This is a genomic window from Shewanella sp. Koi 1, from assembly GCF_052907445.1.
Map to the genome: position 1 here is coordinate 4352359 of NZ_JBREJM010000001.1, position 23427 is coordinate 4375785.

General features: G+C 46.2%; 22 protein-coding genes and 1 CRISPR repeat array (1 of these 23 only partly in view). Of the genes, 3 read left to right on the forward strand and 19 right to left on the reverse strand.

The features are described 5' to 3' along the window. Nucleotides 1-1194: a CRISPR direct-repeat array (repeat unit 29 nt; unit sequence CGGTTCATCCCCGTGGGCACGGGGAACAC); it begins 5241 nt to the left of the window's first position. A 77-nt stretch (nucleotides 1195-1271) separates the two neighbouring features. From cas2e to ACUZ8J_RS19200, 11 genes are all read right to left on the reverse strand, one after another. Beyond that, complete coding sequence (gene cas2e, locus ACUZ8J_RS19150) at nucleotides 1272-1568, reverse strand: type I-E CRISPR-associated endoribonuclease Cas2e (RefSeq protein ID WP_446694656.1); 297 nt, start codon at nucleotides 1566-1568, stop codon at nucleotides 1272-1274. Between the two features lie 12 nt (nucleotides 1569-1580). Beyond that, the gene (gene cas1e, locus ACUZ8J_RS19155) at nucleotides 1581-2501 is read right to left on the reverse strand and encodes a type I-E CRISPR-associated endonuclease Cas1e (RefSeq protein WP_446694657.1); all 921 of its coding nucleotides are present in this window, start codon (nucleotides 2499-2501) and stop codon (nucleotides 1581-1583) included. A gap of 5 nt (nucleotides 2502-2506) precedes the next feature. Next, the gene (cas6e, locus tag ACUZ8J_RS19160) at nucleotides 2507-3178 is read right to left on the reverse strand and encodes a type I-E CRISPR-associated protein Cas6/Cse3/CasE (protein WP_446694658.1); all 672 of its coding nucleotides are present in this window, start codon (nucleotides 3176-3178) and stop codon (nucleotides 2507-2509) included. Then, nucleotides 3165-3917, reverse strand: a complete 753-nt coding sequence (cas5e, locus tag ACUZ8J_RS19165; RefSeq protein ID WP_446694659.1) for a type I-E CRISPR-associated protein Cas5/CasD — start codon at nucleotides 3915-3917, stop codon at nucleotides 3165-3167. Before cas5e ends, cas6e begins: the two co-directional genes overlap by 14 nt. Before the next feature lie 16 nt (nucleotides 3918-3933). Next, entirely contained in the window at nucleotides 3934-4968 is a 1035-nt protein-coding gene (gene cas7e / locus ACUZ8J_RS19170) for a type I-E CRISPR-associated protein Cas7/Cse4/CasC (RefSeq protein WP_446694660.1), read from the reverse strand. Nucleotides 4969-5021: 53 nt separating this feature from the next. After that, nucleotides 5022-5588 (reverse strand): type I-E CRISPR-associated protein Cse2/CasB, encoded by a 567-nt coding sequence (gene casB, locus ACUZ8J_RS19175; protein WP_446694661.1) that lies wholly within the window; start codon nucleotides 5586-5588, stop codon nucleotides 5022-5024. Further along, nucleotides 5585-7165 (reverse strand): type I-E CRISPR-associated protein Cse1/CasA, encoded by a 1581-nt coding sequence (gene casA / locus ACUZ8J_RS19180; protein ID WP_446694662.1) that lies wholly within the window; start codon nucleotides 7163-7165, stop codon nucleotides 5585-5587. The genes casB and casA overlap by 4 nt, the downstream gene beginning before the upstream one ends. Beyond that, the gene (cas3, locus tag ACUZ8J_RS19185) at nucleotides 7162-9906 is read right to left on the reverse strand and encodes a CRISPR-associated helicase Cas3' (protein ID WP_446694663.1); all 2745 of its coding nucleotides are present in this window, start codon (nucleotides 9904-9906) and stop codon (nucleotides 7162-7164) included. Before cas3 ends, casA begins: the two co-directional genes overlap by 4 nt. Before the next feature lie 138 nt (nucleotides 9907-10044). Further along, the gene (locus tag ACUZ8J_RS19190; RefSeq protein ID WP_446694664.1) at nucleotides 10045-10878 is read right to left on the reverse strand and encodes a WYL domain-containing protein; all 834 of its coding nucleotides are present in this window, start codon (nucleotides 10876-10878) and stop codon (nucleotides 10045-10047) included. 285 nt (nucleotides 10879-11163) lie between these two features. Then, nucleotides 11164-11460 carry a hypothetical protein gene (locus ACUZ8J_RS19195; RefSeq protein WP_446694665.1) on the reverse strand — a complete coding sequence of 99 codons (297 nt, stop codon included), beginning with the start codon at nucleotides 11458-11460 and terminating at the stop codon, nucleotides 11164-11166. Nucleotides 11461-11856: 396 nt separating this feature from the next. After that, nucleotides 11857-13080: a tyrosine-type recombinase/integrase gene (locus tag ACUZ8J_RS19200; protein WP_446694666.1), complete on the reverse strand. Its 1224-nt coding sequence runs from the start codon at nucleotides 13078-13080 to the stop codon at nucleotides 11857-11859. 552 nt (nucleotides 13081-13632) lie between these two features. Here ACUZ8J_RS19200 and ric point away from each other — a divergent pair. Both ric and ACUZ8J_RS19210 read left to right on the forward strand, forming a co-directional pair. Beyond that, the gene (gene ric / locus ACUZ8J_RS19205) at nucleotides 13633-14379 is read left to right on the forward strand and encodes an iron-sulfur cluster repair di-iron protein (RefSeq protein ID WP_446694667.1); all 747 of its coding nucleotides are present in this window, start codon (nucleotides 13633-13635) and stop codon (nucleotides 14377-14379) included. Nucleotides 14380-14477: 98 nt separating this feature from the next. Further along, nucleotides 14478-14981, forward strand: coding sequence for an AlbA family DNA-binding domain-containing protein (locus tag ACUZ8J_RS19210; RefSeq protein ID WP_109286796.1), 504 nt, complete (start codon nucleotides 14478-14480; stop codon nucleotides 14979-14981). Between the two features lie 4 nt (nucleotides 14982-14985). On the opposite strand, the gene ACUZ8J_RS19215 is transcribed toward ACUZ8J_RS19210, so the two are convergent. The 7 genes from ACUZ8J_RS19215 to lptM form a co-directional block, all read right to left on the reverse strand. After that, entirely contained in the window at nucleotides 14986-15564 is a 579-nt protein-coding gene (locus tag ACUZ8J_RS19215) for a HupE/UreJ family protein (protein ID WP_011715617.1), read from the reverse strand. A gap of 147 nt (nucleotides 15565-15711) precedes the next feature. Continuing rightward, nucleotides 15712-16434 carry an HAD-IA family hydrolase gene (locus ACUZ8J_RS19220; RefSeq protein WP_011621201.1) on the reverse strand — a complete coding sequence of 241 codons (723 nt, stop codon included), beginning with the start codon at nucleotides 16432-16434 and terminating at the stop codon, nucleotides 15712-15714. Then, nucleotides 16434-17333, reverse strand: a complete 900-nt coding sequence (gene xerC / locus ACUZ8J_RS19225) for a tyrosine recombinase XerC (RefSeq protein WP_446694668.1) — start codon at nucleotides 17331-17333, stop codon at nucleotides 16434-16436. Before xerC ends, ACUZ8J_RS19220 begins: the two co-directional genes overlap by 1 nt. A 48-nt stretch (nucleotides 17334-17381) precedes the next feature. Beyond that, nucleotides 17382-18017 (reverse strand): DUF484 family protein, encoded by a 636-nt coding sequence (locus tag ACUZ8J_RS19230; protein WP_446694669.1) that lies wholly within the window; start codon nucleotides 18015-18017, stop codon nucleotides 17382-17384. After that, nucleotides 18014-18841: a diaminopimelate epimerase gene (dapF, locus tag ACUZ8J_RS19235; RefSeq protein ID WP_011621198.1), complete on the reverse strand. Its 828-nt coding sequence runs from the start codon at nucleotides 18839-18841 to the stop codon at nucleotides 18014-18016. Before dapF ends, ACUZ8J_RS19230 begins: the two co-directional genes overlap by 4 nt. A 70-nt stretch (nucleotides 18842-18911) precedes the next feature. After that, nucleotides 18912-20156 (reverse strand): diaminopimelate decarboxylase, encoded by a 1245-nt coding sequence (gene lysA, locus ACUZ8J_RS19240; RefSeq protein WP_446694670.1) that lies wholly within the window; start codon nucleotides 20154-20156, stop codon nucleotides 18912-18914. Nucleotides 20157-20198: 42 nt separating this feature from the next. Next, nucleotides 20199-20393 carry an LPS translocon maturation chaperone LptM gene (gene lptM / locus ACUZ8J_RS19245; protein WP_011627406.1) on the reverse strand — a complete coding sequence of 65 codons (195 nt, stop codon included), beginning with the start codon at nucleotides 20391-20393 and terminating at the stop codon, nucleotides 20199-20201. A 67-nt stretch (nucleotides 20394-20460) separates the two neighbouring features. Here lptM and cyaY point away from each other — a divergent pair, with 67 nt between their 5' ends. Beyond that, complete coding sequence (gene cyaY, locus ACUZ8J_RS19250; RefSeq protein WP_011621196.1) at nucleotides 20461-20790, forward strand: iron donor protein CyaY; 330 nt, start codon at nucleotides 20461-20463, stop codon at nucleotides 20788-20790. A 40-nt stretch (nucleotides 20791-20830) separates the two neighbouring features. Here the strand turns inward: cyaY and ACUZ8J_RS19255 are convergent, their stop codons facing one another. Beyond that, nucleotides 20831-23245: a class I adenylate cyclase gene (locus ACUZ8J_RS19255; RefSeq protein WP_446694671.1), complete on the reverse strand. Its 2415-nt coding sequence runs from the start codon at nucleotides 23243-23245 to the stop codon at nucleotides 20831-20833. Nucleotides 23246-23427: the final 182 nt, after the last annotated feature.

A 23427-nucleotide genomic window follows, 5' to 3' on the forward strand; every position in this document is an offset into this window, starting at 1 on the left:
ACAAGGCGGTTCATCCCCGTGGGCACGGGGAACACTCTTCCTCGGAAAGCATTGTGACTAATTTGTCCGGTTCATCCCCGTGGGCACGGGGAACACGTGTTCAGCTGATGATGCACACGCTCTCTAAACGGTTCATCCCCGTGGGCACGGGGAACACTGTTGAAGATAATAGGGCGCTGTTTCATGCTGCGGTTCATCCCCGTGGGCACGGGGAACACCCGACAACCAGGACGATGATCTTGAAGAGTTACGGTTCATCCCCGTGGGCACGGGGAACACGAAGAGTACGACCACAACAACAAAATGCATAACGGTTCATCCCCGTGGGCACGGGGAACACGGCAATGTCGGCATCACACAGGCGGCGAGTATCGGTTCATCCCCGTGGGCACGGGGAACACGCCGTTAATTATCTCTTCAAGCGTGAAGCACTCGGTTCATCCCCGTGGGCACGGGGAACACCAGCAATCAACGACGTGATCGTCCTAGGTAATCGGTTCATCCCCGTGGGCACGGGGAACACCCGAACAGAGTAGCCCTGCTGGCCGGAGTAGGCGGTTCATCCCCGTGGGCACGGGGAACACTCAACTTTTAGTTGCTGCGCCTGCCTCTTTATCGGTTCATCCCCGTGGGCACGGGGAACACCTCGCCAAAATTAAATAAACAAGTTGCAGCGCCGGTTCATCCCCGTGGGCACGGGGAACACTCAGAATCTAAAGCCCTAAAAGCCGTCCTATCCGGTTCATCCCCGTGGGCACGGGGAACACGCTATTGAATTGATTCAGTGCAACCAGCTCCGCGGTTCATCCCCGTGGGCACGGGGAACACCAAACAACATTGCTGGCGAATATCGATCGCTGCGGTTCATCCCCGTGGGCACGGGGAACACTGCTTGCACGATGCTCGCAAGTGATCTTGTTACGGTTCATCCCCGTGGGCACGGGGAACACCCAAGGGGCGGTACGCTTTTGGGTTTCGTACACGGTTCATCCCCGTGGGCACGGGGAACACATAACTGCTGCTGTATCAACGTTTTCACCATCCGGTTCATCCCCGTGGGCACGGGGAACACTTTCTGGCGACCGCTGCCCAGTCAATCCAAAGCGGTTCATCCCCGTGGGCACGGGGAACACCTGTTGTCGGAAATTCCAGACCCGAGTTATGGCGGTTCATCCCCGTGGGCACGGGGAACACTCTAAATATAGATCTTTGTTTCCTAAACTATTTTTAAAGCTCAAAAATTCTACCAGATTTTTAAAGAGCTAATATTGTTATTTTTGTTCAAGTGAAGGTTTAAATTTCACCAGCCGTAATCCATCTAGATCGATGGGTTCACGACGATTTTCGCCATAGGTTTGAAAATCGTAACCAGATTCAGTATTAGTTGCCCAAGCCATAACCACATTGCCATCTTCAGCCAACTCAGTTATCTGATACCAAATCATCTCTCGGATACTACGTGATACATCTCCAACATAAACGCCTGCACGCACTTCTAATAACCAGACAGCAAGCCGCCCCCTGAGTCTGGGCGGTACTGCTTCAGTTACTACCATTAATATACTCATGTTCGATCCTTGTCACTTACTTCTGTGACCTGTATCACCGATAGATTCTGGTTCAGGAATAGCTGGTGGTTGAACATACTCAGGAGGTGCTGGCGGTTCTATTTCGCCACCTGCGAGCACATCTTCTATCAGTGGGATAAGGCGCTTAAGTACTTTGTCTGTCCGAAACAAAAACCTGCACGCCTGACGCACTTCCTGATCCGGCATCCGAGGATGGGATGCGGCAATTTTAAAGGCGATGGGGACAACGGTGTCAAACTTGATAATGTCAGCTATATCATAAACAAAAGATAGTGGCTTACCCGAATGAATAAAACCTATAGCGGGCGCATAACCGGCAGCCAATATTGCAGCTTCAGTCACGCCATAAAGGCAGGCTGTAGCCGCACTGATACACTGGTTAGTAATGTCGCCTTTTTCCCATTCCTTAGGATCGTAGCGCCGTCCATGCCACTCTATACCATACTGCTTAGCAAGCAACTGATAGGTTTTGCGAACTCTGGCACCTTCTATCCCTCGAAGTTGTTCGACACTACGCCTCGCTGGCGCTGGCTCACCAAAGCGCAGTTCAAACATCTTACGGACTACTTTAAGACGCAGATCTTCATCCAATGCCAACTTAGCCTGATATAAAAGACGATCACAGCGAGCCCCACCTGGCTGACCAACCGAATACAATCTAACGCCTGCCTCTCCGACCCATATCAACAATGTACCCGTCACAGCTGCCAATTTTACAGCAGCGTGACTGATACGAGTTCCAGGCTCAAGCATGATACAAGCCAGCGAACCGACTGGAATATGCATGCGTTCGCCATTCACTTCGTCTATCACCACAAAAGCGCCATCCTTGACGTCGATGCGCCCCATACCCACAAAGATCATCGAATTGCGATCTTTGATAGGTATTGGCTTGAGAGGAATAAAAGCCATCTCGACTAATTAACCCTGCGGATCAACATTAAACCACACCCCAGTGCTTTTGCACGGCCAAAGCCTTTTTGATACTGCTGCAGGAATATTTCAGGATCTTTTACCGTCAGCATCCCTTCATAATCTACACTCGAAAATTGCACTTTTTGGCCTGAACGTTTTTTACTTTGGTGTTGATTATAAGCAACGATAATTGGCAGACTGTCCAACTCAACTCCCCATTGTTGTAAACGTTTTTCATCAGAGAACCATTGAATGGCTGCTTGATCCATGATGCTTTTAAGGTCTTCACCATTGGCAATACTTTGCTTGTTTTGCCGTTTAGCATGCATCAATACGTCATGGCGTTGGCTTTTACCTTCCGTTGAAGTGACGCAAATAGTCGGGTTGACCCTCAGCTTAAATGCTAGGCGGTTGCCAGCTATTAATTTCGGATTTAACGCTTTGCTTTTAATGGAAAATATCGGTGTTGTAGTGGGTTGTTTTTTAGATAGGACAAAAAACTGCGGTTGACCAAAATCATCTTGCTCTTCGCGATACAAAAACTCCCTTTCCTGTTCATTAGGAAATAATTGCCAGAGTAATTGATGCGCCGCATAAGCGCCATTTTGGCTTAACTTAACCAATTCAGCACCAGCCTGCATACTAGGCAGTAACTGCACTTTAGATAGGAACATTGCTATCCTCCTTAAGTGAAATTTGATGCATTTCACGTTGTTTAAATTGCCAGCGAACGCGGCTAATTGGTTCATCCCAAGGATGAGTCGTTAATACCGCATCATTGGCAAATTCTGATTTATCTCCCTCCCAAAAGTAGCTAACCCAACCGTTGCCTTTTAACCACAACAGGTCTTCTTTAGCCGAACGGCTAATTGCCGGGAACTCAATATCTAATGCCTGCTTCAAGGTTGCGGTTTCCACCAGCGTAGGCTTGAGAGGCAATGCTGGTGGGCAAGATTTACGGCCCAAACTTAAGCTGTAAACAGGTGCTAATAAGGCTTGCTGAATCATGGCTAAGGTGAATTGCGAGTCAGTCTTGAGTGATATTGCGACTATCCACAAGCCATCACAGCGGTAATCACGGCTTGATAAAATCGTATTCAATTTATCATTCGGTTCACTCAATTCACTCTTTCGAGTCCGAAAAACTACTTTATTGCTTGAGCTAGGAACTTGTGCAGTATGATAATCACGTAGCAAAGAACTCGGCACCGTTTGCTTCACGGCCGTGAAAACGGATTGCTGTAAAGAGGCAAGCTGTTGGTGTTCATCACGTTTAATACCTAAGGCGGCCCCCAGCAAGCCTAATATGGCCGAGCGTGTAGGTTGCAACCCCGTGGGCCTATCACCCCCAACAGCCGCAGTCCCCCAACTGGCAAGGGGGCCGTAAAGTCGGAAAACTAAGTATTCTTTCATGTCATGTCGCCTCCAGTTATTCAGCGACAAAATTAAGTAATTCGGTTAACGAACCTTCGCCCGTAATGGCATTAAACTGACAGCGAGCATCTGCACATTCACCATAAACTTTATCAAAGTTAGTAACTTGCTTCGTTAACGCAGCAATAGAGGCTGCGGCTTGGTCTGCATCATTTATGGGTTTTAAAAAAGCGACCGAGAGTTGACGTGGTTGCTGCTGCCCTTTTTCGGCAAGCGCAAAGCTGGCATAGGCACGAGAGGCAAAACTATTTTGCTTACCTGTTGGTGAGACTTTAACCGCAGCCTCTGTTAATGCGCGAATGGCTGAGTTGGCTAGCTCTTCATTGCCATCTAAATTTTCAATCAATTGGGTTTTGTTAATGCAAATGTAACTGTAAAAAAGCGCAGCAGCAAAACCAGACTCACCTATGTGAGCAGAGCCTGAATCTATTGTGCCATCATTCAAATCATCCACAGCAGTAAAGTAATCATCTTCTACCACTACGCTGTGAACACTAATGGCATGGGCAACCTGACAAGCCGCTTCTACATTGAATGCTGGACTTGATGCCAACATACGGCCAAATAGTGCGATATCCACCGCAGTATACTCATTCTTTAATAGTGCTAATTCCGCTTCGGTGGGGGCTCTATTTTGCTCAGCTAAAATAGCAACCAAAGTCATGGCCGCATCGCGCTCTGCAGGACTGATATGCGCAAGTTGCTCTATATCTAACGAATCTTTTTTGCTTTTACCAAATACACCTGCAATCGCTGTCGCCCATTCTTTTGCTGATTTTTCTTTAACATCTTTAGCGATTAACGCAGTAAAAATTTCTTCACCAAAACGCTTAGTACGTATTCCAATCTTCCCTGCCATAGCTTCTTCAAATAACTCTGAAACCCGCCAGTTCCGTTTTAAGCTTTGTGAACTGACTCGTAATCGTTCAAAACCACCCATTTTAGCGGTTTTTGGCCGGCCTAAATCGTCACGGTTTAAATTAGCAGGGGCATAGGAGGTTAATAAATGTAATTGGATAAATTGGCTCATGTGTATTCCTTAGTTTTAACATTAATCGGTTTTTGTCGTTATCGGTTTGGTATTCAGTTATGTTTCGCTGATGCGGCATGGTAATAATCCATGGCCCATTGCACCGCAATGCGCTTATCCGCACGCTCTGGACGAAAGTTATAATGTTCAACAAACCATTGCTGCACATCTTTAATTAACGCAATGACAGAAGCTTCATGATCAACTTGCTGCAGAACTCGGCGCATACGTCGCAATAACTCCTCTGCGTTTTTGGCATCTTGCAATTGGGCAAAACGCAGTTCACTGACAACCGACTTATCGCCATCAGCTTTATTGCCTGCGACTTGAGCAAGCTTTTGTTTACTATCTCTCTTTACATACACCAAAACACCAGCGAGCGTTGCCCAGCATGCGAAATCTTGCTCTGTTGCCGTTTCGATTATTTCAGTTGGTAAACTTAGCCATAACGCCCGAAAACCTTCAGTTAGCATAATCGCACTTAGGCTATCACAACGTTTTAGCTGCGCTTTATATAATGTGGGTGCAGTTTGTAAGCCGTGTTCCTTTAGCTGTTCAGCGGGTAAAAACAGCGTTTGCCACCAGCGTAAACAACTCAGCTCAGGGGAAAGATTGCTCATGCTATTTCCTTTTTAACGTCAATTTGATGGTTCACCATAAAGGCTTTAATTTCTTTGCCGCCGTACAACCAACCCACTAATGCTTGGCGCGCTTGTATGCGTTTAGCCATAGATCGCGCATTACCTAATTCTGATAAGGCGTATTCATCGAAGAGATCTACACAGATATTACGCAGCGCTTGCAACCATGTTTTAGCGACTTCAGGAGGGCATTGTGCGTGAGGGATAAGAGCCGCAACGGTAGTGAAGAAAGCAGCTTCACTACGCTGCCAAAAAGCCGTATCGATAAAAGACGTATCGCCTTTTGTATCTCCGGGTTTATCAAACCAAGCTGCTTTTATTTGGCTACGGCAATGCCAAAGTGCATTATTAGAAATCGCTTGTAATTGCTTTATTTCTCTTAACGTATCTTCTTGTTTTTCAACTGGCATCGTAAACAATGGCATTGATGAAGAATACCAGCAACGCGCTTTCATATTGTCCATGTCGTAACCGAATACCCATAACTGAGGTATTGCCCTTTTCGCTTCGGCAAACATATCGGATACAGCATAAAAATGAGCTACCACTGATGCACAACGTTGACCATCGGTGTCGCTGGTATATGTCAAGTTATCCCATGTTTTATATGTGATACCGCCGGGTTGACCTTTAGCTGATAGATGTTCTTCTTCCGGTTTTTTAGGATTCCACTTGTAAGGAGTAAAAGGATGTGTCCAAGTGCCAGAATAATTATGCCCATAATTTTGGGTACGGTATTCGCAAACGTATTGCTCTGTTGGTAAACCTGAAATTTGGCATTCAGCTGATTTAGATTCAACAATTAAGCGTATCCGCCGTGGCATCGCCCAATACATATGTAATGGGTGTACATCAGTGGCATAAATTTCCGTTCCTTTTTGATCACTTGTTTTCGTTGGTGCTAACCAAGGGAAAACCGACTCATCATGAAAATTTGGCGTAGAGTAAAGCCAATAATCACGGTTTATCACATTCATCCACAATTTTTGCCATAAATTAGCATTATCATTTTGTGGTATAACTAAAGTGGTTAGTGGCCCGCCACCTCGTAACCCTACTCTATGACCTGCACCACCGGAGGGGGCATTAATTTGTAATGTAAACAGCGATAACATTGCCATCTCTAGCGACATTATTTCGCCTATACCTCGTTTGATAAAATGATCGGTATTAAGTTTTAAGCCATTTGCACCCGGAGCCTCTATTAGCAATCCTGAAACCGTCGTTGGCTTTTGTTCGCTCAAGTCCGCAAAATCTTGCATAAACAACGGCCCAGAGCCGGTTGCTTTAAAGGCATGCTGCACTGTATTGAATGCTTGAGTTAACTTATCCTCGGTAGGGGGCTGTTCATAATAATCAATCCAACCATGCTCATCTTCTGGAGCAAATACGGTTTGTAATAACCCAATAGCAAATTGATAGGCGGCACCTTGAAAATCTGCACGAGGAAGAGCGAAGTCGACAATATCGGCTCGGCAAATTGCCGACATGGGTAGTGTTAATACGCTGCCATTACGTAATTTAAACGGTAACCATGGGTCTTGAACTAAGTTCATAACACCTCCTGTTTTTGTGCCTGACAAAAACCTGTTGTTGAGTGGTAGGTATAACGCTCCTCTAACTCTGGTAACCAAAGCTGAAGGTATTTTATTTGTTTATATTGCTGTTCTAACTTACTGATGGCATTTGCAAATAATGCAGGAACAGGTTGCAATTTATCGGCAAATTTATTTTTAGACATTTTCACTGTACTCAACGGCACGGCAAAACTGTCATCATCTACCCAAGGGCAAAGTTGACCAGCATCATTTTGTTTCAATAACAGAACCTCTACAGTTTCAATATCGCTGTACCTTGTACTAATGTCGCTATCATCTTCATACCAACCACTCGCACTTTCGTCAGCATAACCATATTCAAACTGCAATAGCTGTGATTTGGCTTTTGCAGCTTTACTTCGCTCATCGCCAATTAATTGGTTTTCTTGGTTGAGCAAAGTGTCTGGAATATCGTGGTAAGCGTTAACGCTGTAGACGGCCTCTATCAATTGACGAGCCTGACTAGGCATACGAATTGCGCCTAAGCTTAATAGCGCTCTTAAGCCTAACCATAAGCGCCCTGGCGAGCGGTAGACGTATTGGGTATTACAAAAATCTTTACTTAACCAATCGCTCGCAGGCGTATCGGTATATTCAGGCGCATGGATATATAAGGTTGCAGATACTCGAGCATCTTGAATATTAGGTTGATAACGTCCTTGCAAATCGCGAGTATGTCGATGTAAACGACCAGCTCGCTGGATTAAATCATCAATGGGGCAAATATCGGAGATCATCATATCGGCATCGGCATCTAACGACTCCTGAAACACTTGTGTCGCTATTAATACTTTTCCTTTACGAACTGTACTATCACCCTGCTTACCAAAAATACTCAACACTCTATTTTCAATTGCTTTTCTATCTGCCAGTACAAAACGACTGTGGAATAGCAAGCAATCTTCAGGCTTTTCCAGTTTATCTTGTAAGCGATAAAATACAGTCAATGCATCGTCCACTGTATTGCGAATCCACACTACACACTGCCCTTGTGCTACTGCTGTTAATATGATGTCAATACATGCATCAACCGTATTCAATGTGGCTATCGCGACTTCTCTGCTCACATCGACTCGGCTGGCTAGCGGCTGCTCTAACACGGGTTTCTGCTGATGCAATGTGACTTTTGTTGCTAATGGAAAAGCTTGTTGTTGCAATGGGTAACTCGGCAGTTGCCCCGCCTTTAACCACACATTAACTAAGCGCTGGCGTTGTCTTAACGACAGGGTTGCTGTGAGCAAAATAGCAGAGCCACCTTGGTGTAAATGCAAACCTAATAAGCTTTCTAGTAATTCAAACATAAATTCATCGGCGGCATGCACCTCATCAAAAATGAGTACTTTTCGATGGAGTCCTAATAAACGCAGTGATTGATGACGACGGGGTAATACGGCCAATAATGCTTGGTCAATCGTGCCTACCCCGACTGGTGCTAATAAGGCTTTTTTCTTTGAATCAGCTAACCATTGGTTACACTGTGCAGTAGCAGTATTATCTGTTTGGTGATAATTGATATCCGTACTGCCCGATGCGAATACTGCATCACGGAAAAGATCATTCATCTCACGAGCGCCATGCGCCAATACGATACTTGGCTGTATGTCGCCTTCACTTGTTAACATTTGCAGGTAATGCTGTGCGACTCGAGCAAACATGGCATTAGACGTAGCCATCGTAGGCAAACCAAAATAAAAACCTTCTGCCACACCCGCCTCCATCAATCGATGAGTTAGCGCTAATGCAGCTTCGGTTTTACCCGCACCCGTAACGTCTTCTAGAATAAATAACTGTGGTTGGTCGTTGATTTCGACAGTTTCTGCCCAGCGTTGTAATGGGGTCGGAGCGTAACCATAGTGTGCTTCAATGGATTGAAATGGTTTTATAATAGGCGTTTTGTTCAAATCGGTTGCAGCTAAAGCTTTTTCAGCATTTTCCTGTGCCTTTGACCAATAATCTTTGAGTGAAATATATTCAGTACGATAGGTAAAATAATAACTATCTGAACCAATCCAATCGGCCAGTACTGTAAGTCCTGCAATCTGCCAACTCACTTGTTCCAGTTTATTGCGCCATGCCTTTGAGCTAAATTTTTCAATTGGCAGTTCTGGCCGTAGAAATTCGACAACTTCGAAGAAAAATGCTTCAACCGCAGTCCTATTAGTGGATTCAGTAAAAGCTTTTATTGCTGCAGGGTCTTGTTTGTTGATGGGTTGCCCGTGGTGGCCAAGCATGCAGTCTATAATGACCATCAAGGATTTTTTTATCTCTGCATGCTCACGATTTCTTTTATTTAACTCAGAGATTGAAAATAGTTCTTTAACAACAATTTCTTCAATTTCACCCCAAAAATACAAGCCCATACGATCATGGCGAAAACTCTTACCATCGTATTGATTACAACGCTCGACTTTTAATAGCCGTTTATCATCATTGATATATAGCTGCTGAAAGGCTGAAGCAAACTTACCCAAATCGTGAAAAACGAGGAAAAACACTAGCAAACGTTGTACTTGCTTAGGCCTCAGCTCTAAAAAAACAGCGAGGTCTTTAGTGAGAGCTCTGTTTTCACCTAATAAACATTGACCAACTGCAGCCACATCCAAACAATGGTATGGCAGAAGATGATAATTAGCACCAGCTCGCTGTAAGTCTTTCTTAGCCTTACCCCAATAACTAAAAAAGCTCTGCTTATTTTCCATAAACACATGACCTTTAATGGAGCATTAGTTGAGTTTGTTTCAAGTACTTTACTCACTTAGATATGCATCTCAATGCTGGATGAAACATCAGGTAAAGTAACTTTACCTCACATGGATAATTTGTAGCTGTCACATGAATTAGGAACTAAAAAGCCACTGCTTCACGTCATTTCGATTAACAAGCACTAACTGCTGAGCTTCTGGCGAGCCATCTAAATACTTAGTATTCACTTGCATTTCTTTTAAGAGATAGTCAGCTAAGGCTGCTCTAGTCGTGAGATGAAGCTGACCGTTATTCATCTGATAGTCATTCATCAATACTTCTTGCTGTGCAGGAGAAAGTCGTTGATCCGGTGCTAGCACTAGAGTTATGAAGGTTTGCCAAGCATCATCTTGCTTAACTGAATGAATAGAATCCCCCTCAATTAAAGCCTCTCCTCGAAAGCGACTTAGCACGAGGTCTCGATAGCCATTGGATTTTTCACAGAAACCACGCACATGCCATCTTCCGCCCGCTTTAACAAAACAATGGGGACTAAAAATACGGCCATCAGCTTCTGGATTTGATAAGGACACATAAGCAATCTCAACCTTAAGTTGTTTTCTGATTGCTTGGCTCAATATTGCAATGATCTGTGGAGATATCTTTCGAGGTGGACTTGTTAGCGAATATGCTTGTACTGATTGCCTATTGCTGGTGGGCACAAATTCATGCGTTTGCAGCCAATGAAGGTAAGTGTCTAGATGTCCATCAAAATACTGTGGAGACGAGCCTTTGCTGAAATGATAACTAGCATCATTATTCTTAAGTAAGTATTGAGGATGGAGTTGCTGATATTGGTTGATATCCTTATAGGCTTGCTGACGAGAGACATGAAACTGTTTGACTACGTCGCAATTGCGAACATACCCTTGCCAGAATGCTAACATTTCAATAAATGCTAATCGTTCCTCGCACAATTGCCTTGCCATTTAGGTTCCATCCTCACCATCCATAAGTAATTAATAGGTTTATCAAAAATACCCCATCTTGTCTTTAGTAAAATTGATAGCATATGAATTACCTCAAAAATTTTTGATGAAGTACTTAAGCAATTAGTCTTATAACAAAACCTAGTTACCTCCAAAACCATATTTTGAATATATATTAACAAAGCCCAATTCTTGCGAAATACCCTTTACTTCACAAACCATGAATGTTTAACCAAGATAATGGATAGCTCAAGTCTATCCATTTATTACCTTTTGGTTTGTTGCTCAGTAAACCAATCCATCTACATGTGTAGCTATTTTATTGTTTGATTTGGGCTCTACATATCCCTGAGCTTCAACATCATAACCAAGCTCACGTAATCGATTGATAATACCCCATGGTGAGGCTTTACCGTTGCCAGTCATGCTTATACCGTAAACATCACAGCCACCAATCATAACTCGCTTCAACATAGCGTCTATCTTAGGATCTTGCGCTCGATATGGCGCAATCTTAAATGCCTCTTCAGTATCTACAGTTATAATGATGTGCTCTGTTAAACCTAGCGCGTCAATGATCATGTGTTCACCTCTTAAATTGATAACTTACTGCTGGCATAAAAGCTTGCGTTATGAATACCTTAGTTTTTGCCTTTGCTCTTGAAAGCTAGCACCCCAGAAGTAGCGTTGATTACCACACATATAGCAAGAGCAAATGCATGGCGTTACCAAACAAATTCCAAGAAATTGGGTTGATTGTTTAGGGCTACCTCCCCAATAAATAGCCCTATATTTTTTGAGACGAACATTATGATGGCGACGAATTGCACGCTTCGAAATTTTCACTTTTATACTCCCGAACTGGACTGACTATTCGGGTGGTCACTCTTTCGAATGACCACCACATTCGGTATCGGGATTTCTTTAACAAAAACATAAAACCTCTCCGTAAACAGTTGGGACGTGACAGATTAATATTTATGCTTTCCGTTTCAAAATGGACACATTATCAGGCTTATCCACCAGAAGTTTTAAACGTTCAACCCACATATCTAAGGCTTTCTTTTTCTCGGGGATATATTGGCTGCGATTATAAATAGCCATAACCCCACCCAATTTATGCCCTAATAGCTGCTCAACAACGTAAGGGGCAACGCCTAAGTCATTCATGTAGGTTGAGATAACTCGACGTAAATCATGCAAAGTCCACTTTTCAGAATGTCCTAGTTTCTTCCATAAAGAGCCACCATAAGCACTGACAGTCGCATCTTCTTTAAACTTTCCAAGAATGAGATCACTAGACTTAGCATTGCCTTTCAGTTTCACCATGAACTCTTTCAAGTCATCAGGAATTGGCCTAACTATCTTAACCATTTTGTTTTTATTCTCCCGCGAGTGAACCGTCCATAATCCTTCCTCGAAATCCCATTGTGACCAAGTAGACTCCCTAACTTCATGGGTTCTAGCACCAAAAATAACCAATAGTTTAAACAAGTTGCCGTAATACTCTGGTAATACATCGGAATTAAGAAGTTTGATGAAATCAGCTAGTTCACGCTGGCTGAGAACTCTATCCCTTTTATTTTGCTTTCTCCCCACATCTTGAATTGTTAAGGAGTCCAACGCAGTAGTGTGTACAAATTGCCTATTTTTACAAAAAATCAAAGCCTGCTTGATGTTCTGAAGAACATAGCCTGAGGCAACTGGGGCTGGACGTTGCTTACTCGGAATACCTTTACTTATACGATCAAAGCATTCAATCCAATGTCTTGTTTCCAAATCTGTTATAGGCAAATGCCCTATATACGGATAGATATGCTTAACAAATTGTGCTCTATGTTTTTCATGGTTTTTCCTACGAGTAACAGCTTGTTCCGCATACCAATACTCAAGCGCGTCTTTAACTGTGATGGGATTAAATGATTTTTCTCGTCCAATAGAGCGTTGGATTTTGGGATCTTTTCCATTCGCTAACCATTCACGGCATTGATGTGCCATATCCCTAGCTTTAACTAAAGATAATTCTGGATAGTCTCCTAAATCCATCCTGAAATTTTTGCCATCAATTTTGTACCTATATTGCCAACGAACTTTACCTAAAGGGCTCACTCTCGCCCCTAACCCTCGACCATCTGAAAGCTCGAATGCTTTAGGGTGATTTTTATTGAAAACTGCTCGAATATTTTTGTCGTAAAGCTTCATCAATGTCTCTTAATTATTAGCTTAAATTTCGGAGTAAATATCAACCTACAAATCTCTTGCGAAAAAAGCGCCTTCAACAGGCTCTATCCACCCAGAATATGCACACTAATACACACCCACACACTCACACCCATATGTACACCCATATGTACCCCTAGTTAACCATAAGAATGAATAAATACCAATACAAACCCGTACAAAAACACATCAAACAACTTAAATTATAAACACTTACAGTTTCAAACCCAACAAACCAAGAACAACCAAAAACGACCACTAAGTTAATACGGCATGAACTAATCCGCAAGGATTAAGCTGTTGTATTGAAAAGGCGAGTCAGCAATGACTCGCCTTTTTGCTTTATTAGCGACCATTCCCCGCCACAGCAAAGTAATTGAATTGTGCTGACCTTAAGGCAACTTTGCTACTCCCTTAGAGATATTTCACTGCATGAAATGTGATATGCCCGACTAATTTAGTCAGGATTTATTGCGCCAATATAAAGCTGCAAATATTATGCATGTAAAATTATTCTCGCTTTGGAGTGTTGCTATGTTATCTGCCCATCTCTCATCCGAAAACCCAGTTGAAGCACAGTCAGCCTCAATCACCCCATGGCTTGAACGTAAAGTGGGGGAATTGGTCGCAGAGGATTTTCGCCGCGCCCACGTATTTAGCCAATTTGGTATCGATTTCTGCTGCGGGGGTGGTCGAGCACTCGCCAATGCCTGCGAGCGAGCAGAGGCCAATCCTGAGCAAGTCGTCGCCGCATTGGAGGCCGTTTCCCACTCGGGAGCCAAGGAAGATGAACTCAATCAATTGCCACTCGACCAGTTGATCGATTATATCGAGCGCACCCACCATCAATACGTTCGCGCTAAGGCGCCGTTATTGCTCGAATATTCAGAGAAAATGGTGCGCGCCCATGGTGAGCATTATGCGGAGATCATTCCTTTCGCTGGCTGGGTGCGCGCCTTAATTGAAGACTTAATGCCGCATTTGATGAAGGAAGAAAATATCCTCTTCCCGGCGATCCGCGCCATGAGCCAAGGTGAGCAAGTGCAAGGTTGTTTTGGCCATATAGGCAACCCCATCAATGCGATGCAATACGAGCACGAAGAAGCTGGGCAAATTTTGCAAAAGCTACACGAGTTAACCAATGATTTTTCGCCGCCGGAATACGCCTGCACCACATGGCGCGTTTGTTACGCGACTCTGGTCGAATTTGAGGCAGACTTGCACCGACACATCCATTTAGAGAACAACATTCTCTTCCCTAAGGCGCTACAACTCGCCTAGTACAGACTGCTGATTCACAACAAAGGCCAGCACAACTGCTGGCCTTTGTTATTTTGGCGTGTTACAAAAAGTGGTGTGCTACGCAAGGAGCCGCCGCCATGACATACCCAACATTCGCACTCGATGATATTGGTTCACTGCATGAGTCCGCCCAAGTGGAGTTCAAACTCGCGCGGGGCCGCGATGGTCAAGGTCAGCTCCCCGAAGATATTTGGGCGACCTATAGCTCCTTCGCTAACACCTTAGGTGGCGAGATTATCCTCGGGGTACGTGAAGAACATGGTCATTTCACCATTGAAGGCATTCCGAATCCCCTGCCCGTGTTGCAGGAGTTTTGGGAAATCCTCGATGATCCAAGCCGCACCAGCCATAATATCCTAGCGATTTCTGATGTGCAGCTAATTGAAATTATGAATAAAAAGCTGATAAGGATTCGCGTGCCACTCGCGCCAGAACACCTAAAGCCCGTGTTTATCGGCACAGATCCTTATACTGGGACTTATTTTCGCGTTGGAGATGCCGACATGCACGCCAGCCGAAGACAGGTCACGCAAATGCTACGCCGCGCCCATCATTGCACTAAGCAACTCAAGGCGCGTTAAGCCATTAAAAGCCAGCGAGTAAATATCCGCCCATAGCCGCAATCGCCACGCCCGATACCCGCATTAAGCGGCGCTGGCCCGTCAGGCGCTGCATGCCTAATCCTAACATGACCCCACCAAGATGAATGACCGCAGTGCCAAACAAGAAACCGAAGGCATAGAGTATGGGACTGGCGAGTTCGGGCATTTCCATCCCATGGGCATGGCCGTGGAAAATCGCAAACACGCCCACAAAGGCCATGGCAAACAACAGCGGAAGTTGGCGGTCAAAAGCTATCGCTAGCCCAAGCAATAAGACAGATAGCGCAATGCCAATTTCGACAAAGGGCACCGGAATCGCATACAGGCCTAAAATGCCACCGACCAACATAAAACACACAAAGGCTAAGGGCACAGTCCAAATGGCTCGGCCGCCCAATTGAGTACTAAGCATGCCCACACTCAACATGGCAAGGAGATGGTCAAAGCCCAAAACGGGATGATTAAAGCCCGCCATAAAACCACCACCGGAGTGGATTTCGTGCGCCGACGCAGGGGCAATAAACGAGAGACTCAAGAGGAGCAACAGACTTAAACGCACCATAGCAGTTCCTTGACAGTGATGGCGTAACAACCGAGTGAAAGATATCGAACACTCTACGGCAAAGCCGTGAAGCAATCTTTGATCCTTATCACCTTAAGCTATCGCTTAATTCAGCGGATAACTTAGCTCAACTTTCCTTAAACCAAATTAAGGCAACAAGATCTCCAGCAGAGCATCGAGGGTCGCAATTTCCATATGGGGTAATAGGGCTGCTATCGGCAGCGACGCCACGCGGCCAAAACTCGGGTTGAGCCAGACCGACTGACACCCCGCCAAACGCGCACCGCGAACATCGGCATTCATACTATCACCCACGTGCAGCAGTTCGTCTAAGCCGATATCCAGCCTTTCACAGGCTTGTGAAAACATATCTTTAGCGGGCTTCATCCGCACACCACTACCAGGATGCAGCACAAATTCGAACACCTCACTCAAGCCAATGCGTTGTGCGTCCACATTACCATTGGTGATACCAATCAACCGAAAATGGGCCGATAAGCGCGTGAGTAGCGCCAATACTTCGTCTGAAACCTGAAAATGGCTGCGATGGAAATAGAAACAATCCAAACCTTCCTGTGCGCCCCGTTTTGCCTCCGACTCGCTATAACCGAGCAGCGAAAGGCCTTTATGCAGAGTCGCAATTCGCGCCGCCGAGGTGTCATGGGCTAGGGCGGGATTTTGCTGTAGCAACTGTAACTTGAGCAGTCGCCATTGCTGCGGTTGCCAAGCCTGAGTCAGCGGAAAAGCCTGATGCAAAAACTGCGTTAGCTCGGCTTCGGCATTCAGAATATGTGGCTCGTTATCGTATAAGGTATCGTCGAGATCGAAGCTGATCGCACGAATATTCTGGGGTCTAAGATAACAACGCATTATTTATCCTGTTGTTTTTTCGCTCTAGGATGGGCGTTATCATACACCTTAGCTAAGTGTTGGAAATCTAAACTGGTATAAATTTGCGTGGTCGACAGGTTTTCGTGACCCAATAATTCCTGCACCGCCCGTAAATCGGCACTGGATTCCAGCATGTGCGTCGCAAAGGAATGGCGTAACTTATGGGGATGCACCCGCATAGAAAGCGCCTGCTCCTGACCCCATTTGCTCATCCGCGCCTGAATACTGCGATGGGACAAACGCTTGCCCTTCTCCGTGACAAACAATGCATTATCTTCACAGGAAATTTGTTTGCGGCACTTAAGCCAAGCACTGATAGCCTCTATGGCGTAACGCCCAACGGGGACGATGCGCTCTTTGTTGCCTTTACCTAACACGCGCACTTCATGCTGGTCGTATTGCACGCTGGATAAGTCCAGCGCCGCCAACTCTGCCAAGCGCAATCCACTGGAGTAAAACAGCTCCATAATGGCTTTATCACGCAGGGTCAGCGGATCATTGCCCTCAATCGCGAGTAGATGCGAGATAGAATCGACATCGATATTCTTCGGTAACGGTTTGGCTTGTTTGGGCGCACTCAGTCCCTTGGCAGGATTAAGTTCAATCACGCCTGAGCGTAATAAAAATTCTCCCCACTGTTTGATGGCCGACAACCACAATGATAGCGAGCGCGGGCTCAAGCCCCTGCGATGCAGTTTAGCAAGCACCTGTTGCCAATGCTCACGACTCACATTGAGCAGATCGACGCCCTCGGGCAGTAACTCGCTTCCCCGCTGCAATTCATACATATAATTGCGAACCGTATGCGCCGACAACTGGCGCTCAGACTGCATATAGGTTTCAAACTGCTGCAAATAGGACTGACACTGCGGGGTCATCTCCATCTCCTCATCATTACGCAATTGAGGCAAGGCGCACCATGTACCTTAAAGTTTGGCCAGCATATGAGCGAGCAATCGGCGCAATTGTTCGAGCAACATATTGTCCATATCGGGATGGAAATGCGCCGCATCTTGGCTAGCAACGGCAAAAATCATCGGGATCTCATCGGCTAATTTCACTAACGCGACAGAGCCCACTTCGCTACCAAACAGGCGTTTCGCTTCCTGCTGGGTTAACCGGCCAAAGTAGTAATCCTTATGCAGACGCTGAGCCCAAATCGCTTGCATCTCCACATCGGCATCTAACACGCTGATCAGGCGCACATGGGTAAAATTAAACTGCGTCTTTAAACTATCGGCCAGCACTTCTTTAAGGGCTTCTAAATTAACGCAATTGAGTAACTTAAAAGACAGCTCGGTATTAAAGAGGAATATCTTTTCATTGCGCGCTGCCATCGCCAGCAGACTGGTGATTTCTTCTTCGAGTTGCCCAACCCGTTGGCGCAGTAACTCTTGACGACGCTCGACCAAGGAAATCGCGCCGCGCTCCGAATGGGGTAAACGCATCGCAAGTAACAGCTCGGGATAACGATTAAAAAAGTCTGGGTTATCGAGTAGGTACTCGCGAATAATCAACTCATCGAAGGGAAGATCGGTCTGCGGCATCAAAGGCTCGGTCATAACTGAATTTGTCCATCGTAAACGTGCTGCGCTGGCCCCGTCATCCACAGGGGTTTGCCTTCACCTTCCCAATTGATGGTTAAGGTGCCCCCCGGCAAGTCGACACGTACCTGTTGGTCGAGTTTGCCTTGGATTTGCCCTACTACCACGGCGGCACAAGCGCCAGTGCCACAGGCTAAGGTCTCGGCCGCACCACGCTCGTAAACTCTAAGCTTGATATGGCCCGAGTTCACCACCTGCATAAAGCCGACGTTTACCCCGCGCGGAAAGCGTTCATGTTTAGTGAGCAGTGCACCAATCTCGGCGACATTCGCGTTAGCAACATCTTCCACATCGAGCACGCAATGGGGATTACCCATCGACGCCGCGCCACATAAAAACGTTTGTTGCGACGTTTGCAGCAGATAGGTTTTTTCGGCCTTCTTGGCTTTGAAAGGAATTTGGCTAGGATCGAGCACAGGCACGCCCATATTCACAGTGACAGTGCCGTCACGTTCGAGGCGCAGAGTCATCTTACCCGCCGAGGTACTTACACGAATTTTATTCTTATTCGTCAGCCCTTTATTACGAACAAAGCGCGCAAAACAACGGGCGCCATTGCCACAGTTTTCGACCTCACCACCGTCGGCATTAAAGATACGATAGTGAAAATCCAAATCGGGATCATAGGGCGGCTCAACCAGTAAAAGTTGATCGAAACCGACACCAAAGTTACGGTCGGCTAAACGGCGGATCTGCTCAGGCGAAAAGAACACGTTCTGCGTGACACCATCGACCACCATAAAATCGTTGCCCAGTCCGTGCATCTTAGTGAATTGGATCAAGATACTTATCCTTTAAGCCTAGGCGCCGCCATTAACTAGCCAAGCGCCTGAATCAATATAATTTTCTAGTTTACGGCAGGAGTTGCTCACCTTGCCAGAGCTGCGCTAATTTTTCTCGCTCACGCACCAGATAAGCCTTGTCACCATCGACCATCACCTCGGCCGCACGGGGACGAGTGTTATAGTTAGAGGCCATGGCAAAACCGTAGGCACCGCTCGAGCGCACAACCAGTAAATCCCCTGCCGCAATCGCGAGTTGTCTGTCTTTACCTAAAAAGTCACCGGTTTCACACACTGGCCCTACGATATCAAATACTTGCGCCAGTTCATCCCTTGGATTTACCGGAATGATATTTTGCCAAGCGCTATAGAGTGCGGGGCGAATTAAGTCGTTCATCGCGCCGTCGACAATCGCAAAACGTTTATCACTGTTTTCTTTAAGGTACAGCACCTGAGTGACGAAAATGCCCGCGTTAGCGGCAATGGCGCGACCCGGCTCGAAAATTAACTTGAGCTTGCGATCGCCTAAACGTGCGAGCAGCGCGGCGGCGTAAACATCAGGATGCGGCGGAGTTTCATCATCATAGGTTACCCCTAAACCACCACCCACATCGAAGTGTTCAATCACAATGCCTTGCTCGGCCAAACGGTCGATAAGGGCTAACATTCTGTCCATCGCATCGAGGAAAGGCTGGATCTCAGTCAGTTGTGAACCGATATGGCAATCAACCCCTTTTACCTGCAAATGTGGCAGCGCATGGGCACGGGTAAATACGACTTCAGCCTCATCCATGGCGATACCAAATTTGTTCTCTTTAAGGCCCGTCGAAATATAAGGATGCGTACCGGCATCGACATCGGGATTCACCCGCAATGACACGGGAGCAATTTTACCTAAGCGGCCTGCGACCTGATTTAACTGCTCAAGCTCGGCGCTCGATTCGACATTAAAGCAATAAATACCGAGGTTAAGTGCCTGTTCCATTTCGGCAACGGTTTTACCCACGCCCGAAAATACCACTTTGGCCGGGTCGCCACCGGCTTCAATCACCCGCGCTAACTCTCCGCCCGAGACAATATCAAAACCACTGCCTAAACGAGCCAATACGTTTAGTACTGCTAAGTTCGAGTTGGCTTTCACCGCGTAACACACTAAATGTGGATGGTCGGCCACCGCATTGTTAAACGCATGCCAGTGACGTTCGAGCGTCGCACGGGAATAGATATACAGTGGCGTGCCATACTGCTGGGCTAAATCATTGACCCGACAGCCTTCGGCGTACAGGGTATTGTCTTGGTAGAGAAAGTGATCCAATGTCCGATTCCTTACTGCGCTTTGTTGTAATTATGCTGATTATTATTGTGTTTTTTCAGTTTCAGCTTGAGGCTCCGCCGGGTCGGCAGGGGTCGCTTCACTCTTCGGCGCCTTAATTTCTGTAGGCTGACTCACCTCTGCGGGAGAGGATTTATACAGGGGGCCTTTTTGACCGCATGCTGTAATGAATAGGCTACCAAGCAATAACAATAAAAACAGTCTCATTTTTCTCAACATCTGTGCATCTGGTGACTAATAGCCTTATAATCGCACCCATCTTGACGAAAGCAAAGGACAGAAATGCATGGCCATGACAGATACAGAATTTCACCAGCTCGCCGATGACATGTTCCAAGCGATAGAGACCGCTATCGAAACCGCAATTGATGAACAAGACGCCGATGTCGATATTGATGCCAGCGGTAACGTGTTACAGCTGGAATTTGTCGATGGTTCGAAAATTGTCATCAACAAACAAGAGCCTTTGCATGAGATTTGGGTTGCGACCCGTTTCGGTGGCTATCACTTTGGTTTTGTTGATGGTAAATGGATTGATGGCCGTAATGGTGGCGAGTTTATGCCCTTTGTACAGGACTCAATCCTTCGCCAGAGCGGTATCGCACTGAGCTTCTAAATAAGCGCGTGCAGCATTAACAAGCGGGAGCGATTCCCGCTTAAAACTCCACGTTAGCGTTATTGATATCGACCCCAAAGGGCATGACAGTCAACTCGCCCGCTACCCGCACTAGATGGAAAAACTGCGGAATGTTAAACCTCGCCTTCGAAGCATAATACTCATCAAATACATAGTGATGACTCACTTTGTTGACCAACTCCATCATATTCGAGCCAGGCTGCACATAATGGCTGAGCTGATTATCTTCATCGAGAATAAACACATCCAAACTTTCGGGCCGCTGGCGCAGGAAATATTGAATCGCTCCCTTAGCCGCAAAGTTCTGAATAATTTTCGGCATACTCGAAAAGGGATCGTCGCCCAACTCGGGCCGAGGCAATTGCACCAAATGACTGCGTGACAACTGCTGATAGAAGGATTTGGCATCGCTCAAGTCCTGATACGCCATCCCCAATGGGTTAAAGAAGATCCCATAACGGGTATGACTGATTTGCAGCGGCTGCACTAAAGTGCTCGATTGTTGCACCTGCTGACATAGGCGCACGGTTTGTTTCAGCAGGTTTTTCACCGCTAACTTAAGCTGAGGCCTGAGTTTTTGTGAGCAGCTAATCACATCCATATCCACCGGATGGGTCGCTCTCCTTAATCCCGGCGTGACAAACGATAGCGCCTGCAATACTGCGGTTTCGCCCTCAAAACGGTGGCATTGCCACTCTCCCCAACTATTGAGACAGATGGCATCGAGGGCGCCGAGCATATTTTCCTTCTTACGGCCCAAAGAAAACACGTTGGCATTCATCACATCGACCATCATCTCTTGCCCATGCCAGTGGACGGTAGGGTCGCAGTCGAGATTAAGAACAAAAATCAGCTTTCGAAAATGCCAAGGCTGACATAGGTCGAGTTTCGACACCCGCCAGTCGTGGTCGATAAAGTTCAAGAGTCGCCGCGCCGCCTCGGTTAGGCGCCGAGACTTAACCTTACTCTGGCCAAACTCATACCATTTGGTTTCTGGCGTCGACACGCCGTTCAAGCAGGCCCAGATCATCAATGCAGAAGGAGTTTTCCCCTTACATATCGCCGATTCGCCCAACAGATTTTGCGGCTTTGGCCCCTGACGATAAAGGTAATATTGGTTTTCCTTGGCGCTAGACACCATGGTCACTTCAGATTCGGCGACCGAGCGACTCCAGAGCAGATTTAACTTAGCAATTTGATCTTCATCTTGGCTGAAGTAAGTGTGCAGCTTGCGGGTGAGCATCCCTAACTCTTCAATCCTGAGTCCCTCATTCAACTCATGGGTCGAGGCGAAGCGCAGCAGCGTTTGGTAACTCGCCAGCAGTAACTCGTTAAGCTGTTCATTGAACCAGTTCAATTGTCCGCTGTGCCAATGCTCACAGTCATCTAAGGTCGAAATCAAGCTGTCGGGCCACTGCCATTCTTGCACGAGTTTTTGCATTTTGGCGTAGCGCCAGTCTTTGCCTTGGTCCGCGACGCTCAAATACACACCACATTTGAGATAAAAACAGCGGCGCACAATCTCGAGTCGACGATTATCATTCTGCTTTAATAGATAGGCTTCGATGACCTCATAAATTGCGTAATAAGCATCGTTAGAGGTGGAAAAATCCCCCGCTAAGGTCTTTTGCCACAACCTGTCGCACAACAGCTGCGAATGGGGATATTCACTCGCATAGGCTTCCAGTAGCAGTACTTTTATCAACGCCTTATGGGGTTTATTAAGGCCTTTATAGAGCTGCCACAGCGACGCCCCAAAGTACTCACTCGCCGGCAGCTCGTGCACATTACCTAGGTACAACAGCTCAGGATTAAGCTTGGCATCGGGCCACCATGCGATGGTTTTACCCGCTAACCGAATTTGGCTGCGATAAAACTCCTCAAGCAATAACCAATGTTGCGTACTACCGCTGTGCTCATGGGCCATCGACGATTGGCAACCGGAACGCTGCGATTTATCGCCAGAAAATTGCAGCGGGTGAACTAAGTAAAAGTTCACCTCAAATTGATATTCGGCAAACCAAGCGGTTAAACGCTCGGCTTTTAATTTGATTAAGGCTAAGTCCTCATCACACAGCTGTGCATGGTGCACTAGCCATACATCCACATCACTCTTGGCATTCTGGCCAAAACTGGCCGTGCTACCCATAGCGTAAACGCCTTCAAAGGCTGGATTTTCAACCTCATTAGCAATAAAGGGGAGCTTAAATACATCGCAGGCCTGCGCCTCAAGTGAATCAGGACGATAACCTTGGATCCCACACGGTGTGTCGGCATCGACAAAGCCGGGATACTGGACGCTATTCTGCTGAATAAGAAAGGGGATCAAACGGAACAAATGCTTTTGAAGTGGCGACAACAAGGCTAAAGCTCGTGCGATACGAACTTGATTAAGTCTTTCTGCAATATCAGGAAATTGACCTTGCTGATCCATCCAAGAACACGACACTTAAGCACGAGTAAGAAGTGTGCTCATGTTAACACTTTTGCAAAGTTGAGCAACCAAATGAGAAGTTCGTCACACTTTAAACCAATTTAGAACGCCGCCGACTTCAAAGAATCGATACGCCTTCCTTACATTCACGAATAGCCAATGTTAGCATTGGCGCAACTAAG

Bases quoted from the DNA above. Each gene is read 5' to 3' on its own strand.
- cas2e (WP_446694656.1), bottom strand. From the start codon at position 1,568: ATGAGTATATTAATGGTAGTAACTGAAGCAGTACCGCCCAGACTCAGG.
- cas1e (WP_446694657.1), bottom strand. From the start codon at position 2,501: ATGGCTTTTATTCCTCTCAAGCCAATACCTATCAAAGATCGCAATTCG.
- cas6e (WP_446694658.1), bottom strand. From the start codon at position 3,178: ATGTTCCTATCTAAAGTGCAGTTACTGCCTAGTATGCAGGCTGGTGCT.
- cas5e (WP_446694659.1), bottom strand. From the start codon at position 3,917: ATGAAAGAATACTTAGTTTTCCGACTTTACGGCCCCCTTGCCAGTTGG.
- cas7e (WP_446694660.1), bottom strand. From the start codon at position 4,968: ATGAGCCAATTTATCCAATTACATTTATTAACCTCCTATGCCCCTGCT.
- casB (WP_446694661.1), bottom strand. From the start codon at position 5,588: ATGAGCAATCTTTCCCCTGAGCTGAGTTGTTTACGCTGGTGGCAAACG.
- casA (WP_446694662.1), bottom strand. From the start codon at position 7,165: ATGAACTTAGTTCAAGACCCATGGTTACCGTTTAAATTACGTAATGGC.
- cas3 (WP_446694663.1), bottom strand. From the start codon at position 9,906: ATGGAAAATAAGCAGAGCTTTTTTAGTTATTGGGGTAAGGCTAAGAAA.
- ACUZ8J_RS19190 (WP_446694664.1), bottom strand. From the start codon at position 10,878: ATGGCAAGGCAATTGTGCGAGGAACGATTAGCATTTATTGAAATGTTA.
- ACUZ8J_RS19195 (WP_446694665.1), bottom strand. From the start codon at position 11,460: ATGATCATTGACGCGCTAGGTTTAACAGAGCACATCATTATAACTGTA.
- ACUZ8J_RS19200 (WP_446694666.1), bottom strand. From the start codon at position 13,080: ATGAAGCTTTACGACAAAAATATTCGAGCAGTTTTCAATAAAAATCAC.
- ric (WP_446694667.1), top strand. From the start codon at position 13,633: ATGTTATCTGCCCATCTCTCATCCGAAAACCCAGTTGAAGCACAGTCA.
- ACUZ8J_RS19210 (WP_109286796.1), top strand. From the start codon at position 14,478: ATGACATACCCAACATTCGCACTCGATGATATTGGTTCACTGCATGAG.
- ACUZ8J_RS19215 (WP_011715617.1), bottom strand. From the start codon at position 15,564: ATGGTGCGTTTAAGTCTGTTGCTCCTCTTGAGTCTCTCGTTTATTGCC.
- ACUZ8J_RS19220 (WP_011621201.1), bottom strand. From the start codon at position 16,434: ATGCGTTGTTATCTTAGACCCCAGAATATTCGTGCGATCAGCTTCGAT.
- xerC (WP_446694668.1), bottom strand. From the start codon at position 17,333: ATGACCCCGCAGTGTCAGTCCTATTTGCAGCAGTTTGAAACCTATATG.
- ACUZ8J_RS19230 (WP_446694669.1), bottom strand. From the start codon at position 18,017: ATGACCGAGCCTTTGATGCCGCAGACCGATCTTCCCTTCGATGAGTTG.
- lptM (WP_011627406.1), bottom strand. From the start codon at position 20,393: ATGTTGAGAAAAATGAGACTGTTTTTATTGTTATTGCTTGGTAGCCTA.
- cyaY (WP_011621196.1), top strand. From the start codon at position 20,461: ATGGCCATGACAGATACAGAATTTCACCAGCTCGCCGATGACATGTTC.
- ACUZ8J_RS19255 (WP_446694671.1), bottom strand. From the start codon at position 23,245: ATGGATCAGCAAGGTCAATTTCCTGATATTGCAGAAAGACTTAATCAA.